15 protein-coding genes are annotated in these 16,036 nt (G+C 62.9%); 7 read left to right on the top strand and 8 right to left on the bottom strand.

The window, feature by feature from the left end:
* Positions 1–6: 6 nt before the first annotated feature.
* Together ACNPP0_RS21695 and cuyB are read left to right on the top strand one after the other, a co-directional pair.
* A complete protein-coding gene (locus tag ACNPP0_RS21695) occupies positions 7–1,488 on the top strand; it encodes an N-acyl-D-amino-acid deacylase family protein (protein ID WP_448706964.1) in 1,482 nt (493 codons plus the stop codon).
* Position 1,489: 1 nt separating this feature from the next.
* Positions 1,490–2,233, top strand: coding sequence for a cysteate racemase (gene cuyB, locus ACNPP0_RS21690; RefSeq protein ID WP_448706963.1), 744 nt, complete (start codon positions 1,490–1,492; stop codon positions 2,231–2,233).
* A 77-nt stretch (positions 2,234–2,310) separates the two neighbouring features.
* On the opposite strand, the gene ACNPP0_RS21685 is transcribed toward cuyB, so the two are convergent.
* The 7 genes from ACNPP0_RS21685 to proC form a co-directional block, all read right to left on the bottom strand.
* Positions 2,311–3,012, bottom strand: coding sequence for an ABC transporter ATP-binding protein (locus ACNPP0_RS21685; protein ID WP_448706962.1), 702 nt, complete (start codon positions 3,010–3,012; stop codon positions 2,311–2,313).
* Entirely contained in the window at positions 3,012–3,779 is a 768-nt protein-coding gene (livG, locus tag ACNPP0_RS21680) for a high-affinity branched-chain amino acid ABC transporter ATP-binding protein LivG (protein ID WP_448706961.1), read from the bottom strand. The genes ACNPP0_RS21685 and livG overlap by 1 nt, the downstream gene beginning before the upstream one ends.
* On the bottom strand, positions 3,776–5,011 hold the full coding sequence (locus ACNPP0_RS21675) for a high-affinity branched-chain amino acid ABC transporter permease LivM (RefSeq protein WP_162941207.1): 1,236 nt from the start codon (positions 5,009–5,011) through the stop codon (positions 3,776–3,778). Before ACNPP0_RS21675 ends, livG begins: the two co-directional genes overlap by 4 nt.
* On the bottom strand, positions 5,011–5,937 hold the full coding sequence (gene livH / locus ACNPP0_RS21670) for a high-affinity branched-chain amino acid ABC transporter permease LivH (RefSeq protein ID WP_050728699.1): 927 nt from the start codon (positions 5,935–5,937) through the stop codon (positions 5,011–5,013). Before livH ends, ACNPP0_RS21675 begins: the two co-directional genes overlap by 1 nt.
* A 190-nt stretch (positions 5,938–6,127) precedes the next feature.
* Positions 6,128–7,243 carry a high-affinity branched-chain amino acid ABC transporter substrate-binding protein gene (locus tag ACNPP0_RS21665; protein ID WP_104143925.1) on the bottom strand — a complete coding sequence of 372 codons (1,116 nt, stop codon included), beginning with the start codon at positions 7,241–7,243 and terminating at the stop codon, positions 6,128–6,130.
* Positions 7,244–7,715: 472 nt separating this feature from the next.
* Entirely contained in the window at positions 7,716–8,270 is a 555-nt protein-coding gene (locus ACNPP0_RS21660) for a queuosine precursor transporter (protein ID WP_448706960.1), read from the bottom strand.
* Positions 8,267–9,100 (bottom strand): pyrroline-5-carboxylate reductase, encoded by an 834-nt coding sequence (proC, locus tag ACNPP0_RS21655; RefSeq protein WP_448706959.1) that lies wholly within the window; start codon positions 9,098–9,100, stop codon positions 8,267–8,269. The genes ACNPP0_RS21660 and proC overlap by 4 nt, the downstream gene beginning before the upstream one ends.
* Positions 9,101–9,293: 193 nt before the next feature.
* On the opposite strand from proC, the gene ugpB reads away from it, so the two are divergent.
* The 4 genes from ugpB (at position 9,294) to ACNPP0_RS21635 (ending at position 13,699) form a co-directional block, all read left to right on the top strand.
* Positions 9,294–10,607 (top strand): sn-glycerol-3-phosphate ABC transporter substrate-binding protein UgpB, encoded by a 1,314-nt coding sequence (ugpB, locus tag ACNPP0_RS21650; RefSeq protein ID WP_332608080.1) that lies wholly within the window; start codon positions 9,294–9,296, stop codon positions 10,605–10,607.
* A 199-nt stretch (positions 10,608–10,806) separates the two neighbouring features.
* Positions 10,807–11,688 carry a sn-glycerol-3-phosphate ABC transporter permease UgpA gene (gene ugpA, locus ACNPP0_RS21645; protein ID WP_046806304.1) on the top strand — a complete coding sequence of 294 codons (882 nt, stop codon included), beginning with the start codon at positions 10,807–10,809 and terminating at the stop codon, positions 11,686–11,688.
* A gap of 21 nt (positions 11,689–11,709) precedes the next feature.
* Positions 11,710–12,561, top strand: coding sequence for a sn-glycerol-3-phosphate ABC transporter permease UgpE (gene ugpE / locus ACNPP0_RS21640; protein WP_046806305.1), 852 nt, complete (start codon positions 11,710–11,712; stop codon positions 12,559–12,561).
* A gap of 49 nt (positions 12,562–12,610) precedes the next feature.
* Positions 12,611–13,699 (top strand): sn-glycerol-3-phosphate import ATP-binding protein UgpC, encoded by a 1,089-nt coding sequence (locus ACNPP0_RS21635; protein WP_448706958.1) that lies wholly within the window; start codon positions 12,611–12,613, stop codon positions 13,697–13,699.
* A gap of 164 nt (positions 13,700–13,863) precedes the next feature.
* On the opposite strand, the gene ACNPP0_RS21630 is transcribed toward ACNPP0_RS21635, so the two are convergent.
* Positions 13,864–14,991, bottom strand: coding sequence for a branched-chain amino acid ABC transporter substrate-binding protein (locus ACNPP0_RS21630; protein WP_332608078.1), 1,128 nt, complete (start codon positions 14,989–14,991; stop codon positions 13,864–13,866).
* A gap of 371 nt (positions 14,992–15,362) precedes the next feature.
* Between ACNPP0_RS21630 and ACNPP0_RS21625 the strand changes: the two genes are divergently transcribed.
* On the top strand, positions 15,363–15,959 hold the full coding sequence (locus tag ACNPP0_RS21625; protein ID WP_120157478.1) for an RBBP9/YdeN family alpha/beta hydrolase: 597 nt from the start codon (positions 15,363–15,365) through the stop codon (positions 15,957–15,959).
* Positions 15,960–16,036: the final 77 nt, after the last annotated feature.

Genomic DNA, 16,036 nt, shown 5'->3' with positions numbered 1-16,036 from the left:
GCCTTCATGACGCAGCACACCTTGCAGGCAGACTTCATCGTGGCCGGCGCCACGCTTATCGACGGTTCGGGCGGGCCCGCCCGCCAGGGCGACGTGGCCGTGCTGGGCGAACGCATCGCGGCCGTGGGCAGCTTTGCCCACCCCGCGGGCGTGCCGGTGATTGACGGCCGGGGCCAGGTGCTGGCGCCGGGCTTCATCGATTCCCACACCCACGATGACGGCTACTTGCTGGCGCACCCCGACATGCTGCCCAAGGTGTCGCAGGGCATCACCACGGTGGTGACCGGCAACTGCGGCATCAGCCTGGCGCCGCTTGAACGCCACAACATTCCCCAGCCGCTGGACCTGCTGGGGCCGCCAGAGCTGTTCCGCTTTGGCACGTTTCGCGCGTGGATGGACGCATTGCGCGACACGCCCGCCGCCGTGAACGTCATTGCGCTGGTGGGCCACACGACCTTGCGCGTGGCCGTGATGGACGACACCTCGCGCGCCGCGGACGATGCTGAACGCGCCGCCATGCGCGCCCTGCTGCAAGAAGCGCTGGATGCAGGCGCCTTCGGCGTGTCAACCGGGACGTTCTATCCGCCCGCCAGCGCCGCCCCCACCGACGAAATCATCGACGTTTGCCGGCCACTGAAGCCGGCAAACGGCGCCGGCCGTCGTGGCCTGTACGCCACTCACCTGCGCGACGAGGCCGACCATATCGTGCCCGCCATGGAAGAGGCGCTGCTGATCGGACGTGAACTGGACTGCCGCGTGGTCTTCTCGCACCACAAGCTGGCCGGCGAGCGCAACCATGGCCGCACGCGAGAAACGCTGGACCTGATCAACCGCGCCGCCGCCAAGCAGCCCGTCTGCCTGGACTGCCACCCCTACCCGGCCACGTCCACGATGCTGCGCCTGGACCGCGCGCGGCTGGCCAGCCGCACGATGATCACGTGGTCCAAGGGTTACCCGGAAGCCACGGGCCGCGACTTCAGCGACGTGATGCAAGAGCTGGGCCTGGACGATGAGGCCGCCGTGGCGCGCCTGGCCCCCGCCGGCGCCATCTACTTTTTGATGGACCCGGCCGACGTCAACCGCATCTTTGCGCATCCGCTGACGATGGTCGGTTCGGACGGCCTGCCGTTCGATCCGCACCCCCACCCGCGCCAATGGGGCACATTCACCAATGTGCTGCGCACGATGGTGCGCGAGCAGCAGCTGCTGTCGCTGGAAGCCGCCATCCACAAGATGACCGGCCTGGCGGCTGACCAATATGGCATCGCTGAACGCGGTCTGCTGCGCCAGGGGTATCATGCTGACCTGGTGCTGTTCGATCCTGCCACGGTAACGGATGTGGCCACTTTTTCAGCTCCCATTCAGGCAAGCCAGGGCATCCACGCGGTGTGGGTCAATGGCCGCCAGGTGTGGGATGGGGAACGGACCACCACGCAACGCCCGGGCCAGGTTTTGACGCCCGGTGATGCATTAGCCCGGAGTGTATAAAGTGAAGACGTTTTCCCAGGGCTGCTACCTGGGTGTATTGGGCGGTATGGGTCCCATGGCCGGCGCGGCCTTTGCCCTACGCCTGGCGGCGCTGACGCCCGCCGCGATTGACCAGCAGCACATCCCCACGCTGCTGCGCAACGATCCCCGCATTCCCGACCGGTCCAGCGCGTACATGGCCGGCGGCGAAAGCCCCCTGCCCCATATGGTCGAAGGCGTGCGCTTTCTGGAACAGGCCGGCGCGCAGCTGATCGCCATCCCCTGCAACACGGCGCACCTCTGGTATCACGAGATCGCGGCCGCTACCGGCGTGCCCGTGCTGCATATCATCCAGGCCGTCATCGACGACCTGCACCGCCTGGGCTTGCCCGGCGGGCGTATCGGCCTGATGGGCACGGCCGCCACCTTGAAGCTGGGCCTGTACCAGAAGCACTTGCTGGCGCAAGGCTACGAATGCATCGTGCCGGATGACGACGAGGTCGAACGCTATTGCATGGGATCGATCCGCGCCGTCAAAGGCAACCGCCTGGAAGACGCGTTCGCGCCCGCCGCGGAATGCATCGCCCGCCTGAAAGCGCGCGGCGCCGACGCCGTGGTGTTGGGCTGCACCGAGCTGCCGCTGGCCGTACCGCACGCGCTGCGCGCCAGTCTGGGCGTGACGCTGACGGACTCCATCGACGCGTTGGCGCGCGCCGCCATCGCGCACTACGAAGCCGATCTGGCCAAACAGCTGATCGCGGCCTGATCGGAACGCGCGCAAAAAAAGGCGCATCTTTCGATGCGCCCGAATTTCCCTTCGCGGGGAATACGTCAACGTGATGGTTATCCGCCCAGGTATGCCTTGCGGACTTGATCGTTGACCAGCAAATTGGCGCCCGTGTCTTGCAACACGACGCGGCCGTTTTCAAGCACATAACCGCGATCGGCCACGCCCAGCGCCTTGTTCGCGTTCTGTTCCACCAGGAATACCGTCACGCCCCGCTCGCGGATTTCGCGGATGATGTCGAAAATCTGCGCAATCACCAGCGGCGCCAATCCCAGCGTGGGCTCGTCCAGCAGCAGCAGGCGCGGACGCGTCATCAGTGCGCGGCCGATTGCCAGCATCTGTTGTTCGCCGCCTGACATCAGCCCGGCGCGCTGGGCCGAACGCTCTTTCAAGCGCGGAAACAGGCCGTAGACGTGGTCGATGCCTTCCTCGATTTCGGCGCGCTTCGAAAAGAAGCCGCCCATCATCAGGTTTTCAGCAACGGTCAGGTCCTTGAACACGCGTCGGCCTTCAGGCGAAATGGCGATCCCATTGCGCATGATGTGATGCGTATCCTTGCGGGTGATGTCCTCGCCTTCGAACGTGATCTTGCCTTCACGCGCGCGCGGGTTGCCGCAGACCGTCATCAACAGCGTCGTCTTGCCCGCGCCGTTGGCGCCGATCAAGGTCACGATTTCGCCTTTGTTGACCTCTACCGACACGCCGTTCAACGCCTGGATGGCCCCGTAAAAGGTGTGTATGTTTTCCAGCTTAAGCATCATTCCTCCCCCAGGTACGCTTTGATGACGCGCTCGTCGTTGCGCACCTGCTCGGGGGTGCCGGTGGTGATCGGCTTGCCGTGTTCCATGACCAGGATACGGTCGGAAATGCCCATGATCAGGCTCATGTCGTGCTCGATCAGCAGCACCGCCACGCCGAACTCGCGCCGCAGCTGGTCGATCAGCGATTGCAGATCCCGCTTTTCCTGAGGGTTCAGGCCGGCCGCCGGTTCATCCAGCATCAGCAGACGGGGCTTGGTGATCATGCAACGTGCAATTTCCAGACGGCGCTGGTGGCCATAGGCCAGGTTGCCCGCCTCGCGGTTGGCGAATTCGCGCAAGCCCATGAAGTCCAGCCACTGCGCCGCGCGCGACAGCGCCTCGGCTTCCGATTGTCGATAGCCCTTGAGCTTTAACAGGCCCGGCAGCAGCCGTGATTCCACTTGCGTGTGCTGCGCCACCAGCAGGTTTTCCAGCACGGTCAACTGCTTGAACAGGCGCACGTTCTGGAACGTGCGCACCAGGCCATGGCGCGACACCTTGTGGCTGGGCAAACCGGTAATCGGCTTGCCGTCCATGATGATGTCGCCGGCCGTGGGCGCATAGAAGCCGCCCACGCAGTTGAACACGGTGGTCTTGCCGGCCCCGTTGGGGCCGATGATGGCGAAGACCTCGTCGGACTGGACTTCGAACCCCACGCTGTCCACGGCCAACAGGCCGCCGAACCGCATGGTAAGTCCGGATACTTTCAGCAATGCCTCGCTCATTTAGACAGCTCCACGTGGGGACGCTTCATGGGCAACAACCCCTGCGGACGCCACATCATCATCAACACCATCACCAAGCCGAACATCAGCATCCGGTACTCGGCGAACTCGCGCGCCAGTTCAGGCAGCACGGTCAGCAGGATGGCCGCCAGAATCACGCCCACCTGCGAGCCCATGCCGCCCAGCACCACAATGGCCAGGATCAACGCGGATTCGATGAAGGTGAAGGATTCCGGGTTCACCATGCCTTGGCGCGCCGCGAAGAACGCGCCGCCAAACCCGGCGAACGTTGCCCCCAGCGTGAATGCCGACAGCTTGATGCGCGTGGGGTTGAGCCCCAGCGAGCGGCACGCGATTTCGTCTTCGCGCAGCGCTTCCCAGGCGCGTCCGACCGGCATGCGGATCAGACGCGTGGAGACAAACAATGTAATCAGGGCCAGCAGCAGCGCCATCATGTACAGATAGATGACCATGTGCTGGTTCTGGAACGTCAGGCCGAAAAAGTCGTGGAACGTGGTGCCGCCTTCGGTGCTGGCGCGACGCGTCATTTCCAAGCCGAATACCGTGGGCTTCGGAATGCCGGAAATGCCGTCCGGGCCACCCGTCAGCGTGTTCAGGTTGATGAGCAGCAGGCGAATCATTTCGCCGAAGCCCAGCGTCACGATGGCCAGGTAATCGCCCCGCAAGCGCAGCACCGGAAACCCCAGCACGAAGCCGAACAAGGCCGCCATCGCACCCGAGAACGGCAGTGCTTCCCAGAAGCTCCAGCCGCCCCAGTGATACAGCAAGGCGTACGTGTAGGCGCCCACCGCATAAAAGCCGACGAAGCCCAGGTCCAGCAGCCCGGCAAAACCCACCACGATGTTCAGGCCCAGGCCCAACATCACGTAGATCAGCACCAGGGTCGCGATGTCGACCGAGCTGCGTCCCGCGAAGAACGGCCAGATAACGGCGATGGCAAGCAGCAGCAGCGCCAGCCCCTTGTGGCTTTTGGCGGGCGCCGACGGCAACGTCGGCAGGCCCGTCTTGAGCTTCTGGAAGGGAATGGCGATCCACGGGCGCAGCATCTGGAATACAAACACCACGGCGGCGGCAAGCGCCACCAGGCCCCAGTGCGACTCCATCGACGTGCGCGCGCCCTGACGAATCAGTTGCAAGCCAAACACCGGCGTAACGATGACCGCCGTCAACACGGCCGCCATCGTGGCGTTTTTAATATTGTTTTTCGACATCAGACTTTTTCCACCTCAGGTTTGCCCAGCAGCCCGGTGGGACGGAACAGCAGAATCAGGACCAGCAGCGAGAACGCCACGATGTCCTTGTACTGTGACGAGATATAGGCAGCCGCGAAGGTCTCGGCCAGGCCCAGCAGCACGCCGCCCAGCATGGCGCCGGGGATGCTGCCGATGCCGCCCAGCACCGCCGCCGTAAAGGCCTTGATGCCGGCCAGAAAGCCGATGAACGGGTTGAGCTTGCCGATGGTGATGGCGATCAGCACACCGCCCACCGCCGCCAGGATCGCGCCCATCACGAACGTGAACGAGATCACGCGGTTGGTGTCGATGCCCAGCAGGTTGGCCATGTGCATGTCTTGCGAGCAGGCGCGCGAAGCGCGGCCCATGCGGGAATACTTGATGAACAGCGTCAGGCCGATCATCAGCACCACCGTCACCACGATGATCATGATGCGCGAATACGGCACCGTCACGTCGAAGTCGGATCCCATGTGGAACTGCACGGCGCCGGACACCAGCGACGGCACGGCCATGTCGCGCGCGCCTTGGCCCAGGGCCACCCAGTTCTGCAAGAAGATCGACATCCCGATTGCCGAAATCAGCGCCACCAGGCGGGGGCTGCCTCGTACGGGGCGGTACGCCACGCGTTCGACCGAGAAGCCGTAGATGCCGGTCACGGTAATGGCCACAAGCAGCATGGCGGCGATGATGAACGGCACCGGCAGACCGCTATTGGTGCCGATGGACGTCAAGGTGACCAAGCCGACATAGGCGCCGATCATATAGATTTCGCCGTGGGCGAAGTTGATCATACCGATGATGCCGTAGACCATTGTGTAGCCGATGGCAATCAACGCGTAGATCGCGCCCAGAGACAATCCGTTGAAGAATTGCTGGGTAAGTTGGGGTATGAGGTCAGACATTATTCTCTTGCTCCAAATGGTTCCGGCCCCGGTGAGAAGACCCGGAGCCGGAAACCTGGGCGTATTTTATAAGGGCCTGTGATCACCGCTTGCCGGCCGCACAGCGCTTTTGGCGCATCGCTACGCGGATTACGGCACAACGAAGACGACAGGCCCTACACGCCGGCACCGTGCCGGCGGGATCGCGAGTTTACAGCTGGGTCTTCTTTCCGTCCTTGTCCCACTTGTAGACGGCGAATTCGAAGTTCTTCAAATCGCCCTTGGCGTCGTACTCGACCTTGCCGATGCCGGTATTGAACGTGGTCTTGTGCATGTAGTCCGCGACCTTGGCAGGGTCTTCGCCCACGGCGTTGATGCTGTCGGCCAGGATCTGCACGGCGGCGTACGCGGGCATCTGGAAGGCGCCGTCCGGATCGCGCTTAGCGTCCTTGAAGGCCTTCACGATGCTTTCGTTGCCGGGCAGCTTGGTGAAGTCGGCCGGCAGCGTGACCAGCAAGCCGTCGATGGCCGGGCCGGCAATGGCGACCAGGTCCTGGTTGGCGGTGCCTTCCGGGCCCATGTACTGAACCTTCAGGCCTTGTTCGCGCGACTGGCGCAGCAGCAGGCCCAGTTCAGGGTGGTAGCCGCCGAAGTAGACCAGGTCCACGCCCGCCGACTTCAGCTTGGTGATGATGGCCGAGTAGTCGCTGTCGCCAACGTTGATGCCTTCAAACAGCGCCACGTTGACGTTCTGCTTGGCCAGCGCGTCCTTGACCTGTGTGGCCACGCCAGAGCCGTACGTTTGCTTGTCGTGCAGCACGGCAACCTTTTGCGGCTTCAGCGTCTTGGCAATGTACGCGGCGGCGTACGGGCCTTGCTGGTCGTCGCGGCCAATCGTGCGGAAGAAGAAATGCGGCTTGATGGTGTCGGTGACCAGCGGCGACGTGGCGCCCGGGGTGATGCCGACAATGCCCTCTTCCTCGTAGACCTTCACGGCGGCCACGGTCACGCCCGAGCAAGCGTGGGCCACGGCGAACTTGGCACCGGAGTTGACCACGCGGTTGGCGGCCGGAACGGCCTGCTTGGGTTCGCAACCGTCGTCGATCAGGATGGGTTCAAGCTTCTTGCCCTTGACCCCGCCCTTGGCGTTGATGGTTTCAATGGCAGTCAAAGCGCCGGCCTGGATCTGGTCACCGTATTGGGTGTTGGGGCCGGTCATAGGCTGGGGAATGCCAATCTTGATCGTGTCGGCGGCGTGCGCGGCGCCAGCCAAGGCAAGTGCCCCAAGCGCCATGGCAACCGGGGTAAGGCGATTCAGAAACTTCATGCGGAGTTCTCCAGCGAGGTTTTGAGCGGCTCTGATCGAAACGGTTAGTCGGGTGGATACCCCGCAATCCGTATCGCGCGTCGCCGGCTTCTTGGGCAAAAACACGGTGTGGGCGGTATTCTGGAAGCAAGCCGCCATACTGTCACTGCGTGTAATCCCCAATATTTAGCGCCAAACGTTTAATCGTGACGGATCAGCTTTGCAACCTCATGAAATTGTTGGGGAAATCGCGAAATTTGCAGGCGGGATAGAGGCTGCTTCGCGCCACCGCTGCCACCGCCGATATATGAATAATCATTAATACAGCGTTCGAATCAAGCGCGGTCTCGCATTTAAATACACTGCTTACGCCGGACTTACGAATAATGATTATCCGGTTAATAAAAAAGCGCGTATGGCAAGCGGGGGAACCGCCATCCATACGCGCTTTTTTTAAAGCGTCGTGCCGACGCTGAGATCCAGGCCGCCGCCGTCAGGCGTTGGCCGGCCGGGCCAGGTTCCACATCAGCGCACGGAACGGCGCCAACATGCTGATATTGACCGCCAGCTTGATGGCCAGATCGCCCATCAGCCAGGTCGTCCAGGGCGCACCCGTGGCGGCGAACGCCACGCTGAAGAACACCACCGTATCCAGAATGGCACCCAGCACGCCCGACACCAGCGGCGCGCGCCACCAACGCTGGTCGCGCAAACGGTCAAACACCTGGATGTCAATCAGCTGCGCGCAGATGTAGGCCAGCCCGGACGCCAGCGCAATACGCGGCGACGCCACCCAGAACGAGACCACCAAGGCCGCCGCAAAGCCGAACCAGACCACGCGCCGCGCGGCACCGGGGCCAAAGCGGCGGTTCAGCACGTCGGTCACCAGGAAGGCGATGGGGTACGACAGCCCGCCCCACGTCAACCAGTCGTTAAGCGGTACCTGCACCAGAATGTTGGAGCCCACCACCACCAGCAGCATGCACAACACGGCGATGCCGAATTGCGTGCGGCTCATGGCGGGAAAGCCCCGGCTTGCCTTGCTCATTTCCCGAATTCCTCTGCCAGCTCGCCCGACCGCCGGGCCGCGGCGGCCATGGCGTCTTCGACGATGCCGGTGAAGCCGGCCGCACCGAATGCCGCCAGCGCCGCCGCCGTGGTGCCGCCCTTGGACGTGACGCGTTCGCGCAGTACCGATAAGGGTTCGTCAGATTCCGCCGCAAGCTGGGTCGCGCCGGCCAGCGTGCCCAAGGCCAACTGCTTGGCTTGCGCTTCGGTCAGGCCGACCTTCAAGCCGCCAGCCACCAGCGCTTCCAGAAACAGGAATACATAGGCCGGCCCGCTGCCCGACAAGGCGGTCACGCCGTCCAGCGCGGCGTCGTCGGCCACCCACACCACCTGGCCCACGCTGGAGAGCAACTGCGCAGCCAGTTCGCGGTCGGCCTCACCCACGCCGTCCAGCGCGGCCAGGCCCGTCATGCCGGCGCCCCCCAGCGCGGGCGTATTCGGCATGCAGCGCACCAGCCGCTTGAACGGCGCGTCGGGCGTGCCGAGCCAGCCGGCCAGCGTGTCCGCGCGAATGCCGGCGGCCACGCTTACCACCAAGGTGTCGTCCCGAAGCCACTGACGTGTGGAAGCCACAACATCTTTCATGTTCTGTGGCTTGACCGCGAACACCCAAACGCGGCACCGCGCCAGGGCCTCGTCGGGAGCCACCGCGGTGGTCATGCCGCGCGCCTGCCAGGCAGCGTGGCTATCCTTATTAATGTCAATGACATGGATGTTCCCGGCGGGGCATACTTTGCCAGCCAGACCCGAGGCCAAAGCGGCCGCCATATTGCCGCCGCCAATGAACGCAATCGAAAGTTCGTTTTTCATAGCGCAGCATTGTAATCGGTCAACTCCGTTGGGGAAAAAAAAGAAAATGTTCGTTCGCGCCTCAAACGCGCAATTTGACAGGCGTTTGGAGTGATGTGAAAGTCACGGTTTTGTCACAAACAATTCATAAGGTGTCGTGTTTTCCGTGTCCGGACAACCCGGTCACAACACGCCCATCAGGAGGAACTTCACCATGCGATCACACCGTATTGCTTTAACCTTCGCTGCCGTCATGGCCGCGTTCGCGGGCGCGTCCGCGCATGCCGCCACCGAGATCCAGTTCTGGCACTCGATGGAAGGCGCCCTGGGCGACCGCGTCAACGGTCTGGTTGACGAGTTCAACAAGAAGAACCCTGACTACCAGGTCAAGGCGATCTACAAGGGCAACTACGGCGAATCCATGAATGCCGGCATCGCCGCGTTCCGCGCCGGCAATGCGCCGGACATCCTGCAAGTGTTCGAAGTCGGCACCGCCACGATGATGTACGCCAAGGGCGCCATCAAGCCGGTCCAGCAGATGTCGGAAGAAGTCGGCAACCCGATCGATCCGAAGGAATTCATCGGCGCCGTGGCCGGCTACTACTCGTCGGCCGACGGCAAGCTGGTGTCGATGCCCTTCAACAGCTCGACTGTTGTCTTCTACTACAACAAGGACGCCTTCAAGAAGGCCGGCCTGGACGCCGACAAGCCGCCCAAGACCTGGGAAGAGCTGGCCGCCGCCGGTCAGAAGCTGAAGGCCGCCGGCCAGGAATGCGGCTACACCACGTCGTGGCCCTCGTGGGTCCAGCTGGAAACGTTCTCGGCCTGGCATAACGTGCCGTACGCCACCAAGGACAACGGCTTCGGTGGCCTGGACGCCCGCATCGCGATCAACACCCCGCTGCACGTGCGCCATCTGGAAAACCTGGCCAAGCTGGGCAAGGAAGGCATCTTCATGTACGGCGGCCGCGGCGACGAGCCGAACTCGCTGTTCATCAGCGGCAAGTGCGCCATGATCACCGGTTCGTCCGGCCTGCGCGCCAACATCGCCAAGAACGCCAAGTTCGAATTCGGCACCTCCACCGTGCCCTACTACGCCGACGTGCAAGGCGCCCCGCAGAACACCATCATCGGCGGCGCTTCGCTGTGGGTCTTCGCCAACAAGAAGCCGGAAACCTACAAGGGCGTGACCGCATTCTTCAAGTTCCTGGCCAGCCCGGAAATCGCCGCTCGCTGGCACCAGCAGACCGGCTACGTGCCGGTCACCAAGGCCGCCTACGAACTGACCAAGAAAGACGGCTTCTATGACAAGAATCCGGGCACCGAAGTCGGCGTGAAGCAGCTGAACGTTGAAACCACCGCGCAATCGCGTGGCCTGCGCCTGGGCTTCCTGCCGCAGATCCGTGAAATCGAAGACGCTGAAATCGAACGCATCGTGTCCGGCAAGGTTGCGGCCAAGGACGGCGCCGAGAACATCGTCAAGCGCGGCAACGAGTTGCTGGAAAAGTTCGAGAAGAGTGTAAAGTAGCGCCCTTTCCGGGATTCCGTCAGGCGATTGCCTTCGCGCATTTCTCAAGCGTGACAATGACTTAACGGCCAATCCGGATACGAGCGCAAGGCTTAAAGCCCTGGTTTTTTTAGGGCTTTAAGCCTATCGTATTTTTATGAAAGCGGTTTCAAGCGGCGGTTAATCCAACCGCCGCTTTTCTGTACCTTGGGTACCCCCTATGGAAAAACGCGTTGTATTCGGGCATAAGACCCTGCCCTATCTGCTGCTTCTGCCGCAGTTGATCATTACCGTGGTCTTCTTCTTCCTGCCCGCCGGACAAGCCATGTGGCAATCCATGCGGTTGGAAGACGCCTTCGGTTTGTCGTCCGAGTTCGTCGGCCTCGACAACTTCATGGAACTGTTCTCGCAACAGGCCTACCTTGATTCCTTCCGTGTCACCGCCGTGTTCTCGGTGCTGGTGGCCGTTGTGGGTCTGGGCGTGTCCCTGCTGCTGGCCGTCATGGCCGACCGCGTGATTCGCGGCGCGGGACTCTACAAGACCCTTCTGATCTGGCCCTACGCCGTGGCGCCCGCCGTGGTCGGCGTGCTGTGGCTGTTCATGTTTTCGCCTTCCGTGGGCATTCTGGCTGTCGCGCTGCGCAAGTCCGGCGTGGACTGGAACCCGCGCCTGGATGGCAACCAGGCCATGATGCTGGTGCTTGTCGCCGCCGTCTGGAAACAGATCTCGTACAACTTCCTGTTTTTCCTGGCAGGCCTGCAATCGATTCCGCGCTCGCTCATCGAAGCCGCCGCGATCGACGGCGCCAGCCCGGCGCGCCGCTTCTGGAGCATCGTGTTCCCGCTGCTGTCGCCCACCACGTTCTTCCTGCTGGTGGTCAACATCATCTATGCCTTCTTCGACACCTTCGCCGTTGTGGACACCACGACGCAGGGCGGTCCGGGCACGTCGACCTCGATCCTGGTCTACAAGGTGTACAGCGACGGCTTCCGTGGCCTGGACCTGGGGTCGTCCGCTGCCCAGTCGGTCATCTTGATGTTCATTGTGGTTGCCTTGACGGTCGTACAGTTCCGCTACGTCGACCGCAAAGTGCAGTATTGATTTTGTTCGAGGCTAATAACAATGGTTGAACGCCGTCCCTGGCTGGATATTCTGGCCCACTTCATTCTGCTCTGCGGCGTGGCGATGGTGGCATTCCCGCTTTACATCACTTTCGTGGCGTCTACGCAGACTGCCCAGGAAGTGGCGCAAGCGCCGATGTCCCTGATTCCCGGCCCGCACTTCGTCGATAACTACATGCAGGCGCTGTTTGGCGGCTCGTCCGGCGGTTCGTCGGGCGCGCCCGTCGGCCGCATGATGTACGTCAGCCTGATCATGGCGCTGTCGATTTCCATCGGCAAGATCGCGATCTCGCTGCTGTCGGCATTCGCGGTCGTGTACTTTCGCTTCCCCGGCCGCATGTTCTTTTTCTGGATGATCTTCGTCACGCTGATGCTGCCCGTCGAAGTCCGGATCGCCCCCACCTATAAAGTCGTGGCCGACCTGGGTCTGCTGAACAGCTACGCCGGCCTGACGCTGCCGCTGATCGCCTCGGCCACCGCCACCTTCCTGTTCCGCCAGTTCTTCCTGACGGTGCCGGACGAGCTCATCGAAGCCGCGCGCATCGATGGCGCGGGCCCCGTGCGGTTTTTCTTCGACGTCCTGCTGCCGCTGTCCAAGACCAGCATCGCCGCCCTGTTTGTGATCCAGTTCATCTACGGCTGGAACCAATACCTGTGGCCGCTGCTCATCACCACGCAGGAAGACATGTACCCCGTCGTCATCGGCATCAAGCGGATGATCAGCGGCGGCGACAGCGTGACCGAATGGAACATCACCATGGCCACCGCCATGCTGGCCATGATTCCGCCGGCGCTCGTCGTCATCCTGATGCAGAAATGGTTCGTCAAGGGTCTGGTCGACACTGAAAAGTGACGCTTGCCCGCCCTCGCCTACCCGAACACGACTCCGAACACGAATAAACATGGCTACTCTCAGCTTCCGTAACGTCAAGAAAACCTATGCCGGCAACGTGCCGGTCATCCATGGCATCGACATGGATGTCAAAGATGGCGAATTCATCGTCATCGTCGGCCCGTCCGGCTGCGGCAAATCAACGCTGATGCGCATGGTTGCCGGCCTGGAAACCGTGACCAGCGGCGACATCGTCATCGACGACAAGGTCGTCAACAACCTGGAACCCGCCGAACGCGACATCGCGATGGTGTTCCAGAACTACGCGCTCTACCCGCACATGACCGTGTTTGAAAACATGGCCTATGGCTTGAAGATCCGTAAATTCTCCAAGGACGAGATCAAGAAGCGCGTGGACATCGCCGCGCAGATTCTTGAACTGGGCCACCTGCTGGACCGCCGCCCCCGTGCGCTGTCCGGCGGCCAGCGCCAGCGCGTTGCCATGGGCCGCGCCATCGTGCGTGAACCCAAGGTCTTCCTGTTTGACGAACCGCTGTCGAACCTGGACGCCAAGCTGCGCGTGGCGATGCGCCTTGAAATCATGAAGCTGCACCGCCGCCTGGGCACGACCAGCCTGTACGTGACGCACGATCAGGTCGAAGCCATGACCCTGGCGCACCGCATGATCGTCATGTACCAAGGCGTGCCCGAGCAGATCGGCACGCCGATGGAAGTGTTCGAAAAGCCCGCCTCGACGTTCGTGGCCGGCTTCATCGGCTCGCCCCCGATGAACTTGATGGAAGTACAGGTGGCAGGCGACGGTACCGTGCAGACGGCCGACGGCACGCCGCTGGAGATCTCGCCGTTGCAAGTGCCGGCGCAGGTGCGCGGCCGCAAGATCATCATGGGCATGCGTCCGGAACACATGCTGCTGAATACGCAAGGCGTGCCGGCCGAAGTTGAGATGGTCGAAACGCTAGGTTCGGAACAGCTGGTGCATTGCCGCTGCGGCAAGAGCACGCTGGTCGTGCGCTGCACGACGCGCCAATTGTCCGAGTCGTCCGCCAAGGTGGGTAACCGCGTCAACGTCGGCCCGGACGGCCGCCACCCGCTGCACTGGTTCGAAGCCGACACCGGTCGCCGCGTACAAGGGCTGTAAGCCTATCGGCGGGCGCGCCCCCGGCCGGCCATCCGGCCGCCGCGTCCACCGCCTGCCCGGCAATAAAAAACGGACCGCACGCCGTATGGCTTGCGGTCCGTTTTCTTATGCAGCGGCGGGCTTGCGCCCGCCCGCCCATGACTGCCCGGTATTACTTGCGGGTATTACTTATAGACGGTCTTGGAACCGTCCTTGTGCCAGGTGAAGACCTCGAACTGGAAGTTCGTCAGGTCGCCCTGCTTGTTCCACGACACCTTGCCGATCGGCGTGTCGAAGGAATTGGCGTGCAGGTACTTGGCAACCTTGGTCGGGTCGTCGCTGCCGGCGCCCTTGATGCCGTCCGCAATGACCTGGGTCGCGGTGTAGGCCGTCATCTGGAACGCGCCACCGGCGTTGCGCTTCTTGGCTTCAAACGCCTTCACGATGTCCGCGTTGGCGGCATTCTGGGTGAAGTCGGCCGGCAAGGTCAGCAACATGCCTTCGACGGCATCGCCGGCAATGGCGTTGATGTCCGGATTGCCCGCGCCTTCCGGACCCATCCACTTGGCCTTCACGCCTTGCTCGGCGGCCTGGCGCAGCAACAGCCCCATTTCCGGGTGGTAGCCGCCGTAGTAGACGAAGTCCACGCCTTGGGCCTTAAGCTTGGTGATGACGGCCGAGTAGTCGCTGTCGCCGGCATTGACGCCTTCAAAAATCGCGACGGGCACGCCGCCCTTTTCCAGGTCGTTCTTGACGGCGGTGGCAATGCCCTGGCCATACGACTGCTTGTCGTGCAGCACGGCGGCCTTTTTCGGCTTGATCTTTTCCAGCACGAACTTCGCGGCGGCGGGACCTTGCTGGTCATCGCGGCCGATGGTGCGGAAGATGAACTCGTAGTTCTTGCCGTCAGTGACCGCGGGCGCCGTGGCCGACGGCGTCACCATGACCACGCCTTCGTTGTTATAGACGTCAGCCGCGGCGATGGTCGCGCCCGAGCACACGTGACCGACCACGAAGCCGATCTTGCTGTTCACGACGCGGTTCGCGGCAACCGGGCCCTGCTTGGGCTCGCAGCCGTCGTCGATCACCACCGCTTCCAGCTTCTTGCCGTTGACGCCGCCCGCGGCGTTGATGCGTTCAATGGCGGTATCCACCCCTTCGCGGACCATGTCGCCATATTGCGTAACGGCGCCCGTGGTGGGGCCGACCACGCCAATCTTGATGGTTTGCGCGTGCGCTCCCGCGGCAAACGTCAGGCCAGCGGCGACTCCCAGCGCCGCGATGACCGGGGTCAGACGAAATACTGGCTTCATGAGTGGACTCCTTTAATCGCTTTAATCATTGGTTTTCGTAGCGGGCGGACGCCGGATACCGATAAGTTCACGCCCCGCCACGGTGCTTTTGCACGGCAAGCATACACCGAAAAAATGCGGCTTTTATGCCCATCTGGCCCGACTTCCGGCGGGGTTCGGGCGCAATGGTGCCGCATCGTGCAAAGCCTTCTTCGATACGCGGCGCCGGCTTCGGCCCGGGCTACGTTTGATAGGAAGGGCTGCCTTCCGGTAGGGCTACGTCGGACAGGCAAGCCGCATTCCGGGCTGGCCTGGCCTTATACCCGGTGCGGTATATGCAAAAGACGATTTATTCGTTTGAGTTACAAGCGCCGCGCGGCAAGATGGCCGCCATGAGACTCCAACCGATCATCGTCCCCGGATGGAAAAACTCCGGACCCGAGCACTGGCAATCCCGCTGGGCAGCCACGCTGCCCCACGCCGTGCGCATCGAACAACGCGACTGGGAAAACCCGTCGCCCGCCGAATGGGTGTCCACGCTGGCCGCCGAAGTCGACCGCGCGCGCAGCCCCGTCCTGCTCGTCGCCCACAGCCTGGGCTGCCTGATCAGCGCCTCCCTGCCCATCCCCCTACGCGCCAAAGTCGCCGGCGCGCTGCTGGTCGCCCCCGCCGACGTCGAACGCCCCGACGCCCCCGCCTGCCTGCGCGCCTTCGCACCTATCCCCCGCCAACCCCTGCCCTTTCAGAGCGTGGTTGTGGCCAGCGACGACGATCCCTACTGCCGATTGGAACGCGCGCGCAAGTTTGCCGAGGATTGGGGCAGCCGGGTCGTGGTGCTTTCAGGTGCGGGGCATATCAACGCGGAAAGCGGCCTGGAGGAATGGCCGCAGGGGCTGAAGATTTTTGGGGCGCTGAGACGCCGGGCGTCCTGGAGGATCCCGACGCCGGCGAAGAGAATCCCGCCGGTGCCGGCGTGCGGGATATTTTGAATTTGCCCTTTGTGGACGTCGGTGGTGCGCCGAAAAGCCACGTAACCAAGCAGCACAGAATGGACACGGCCGCCCCC

The sequence above is a fragment of the Achromobacter semiaridum genome (assembly GCF_053543755.1).
This window is presented reverse-complemented; position numbering and strand designations above follow the sequence as displayed.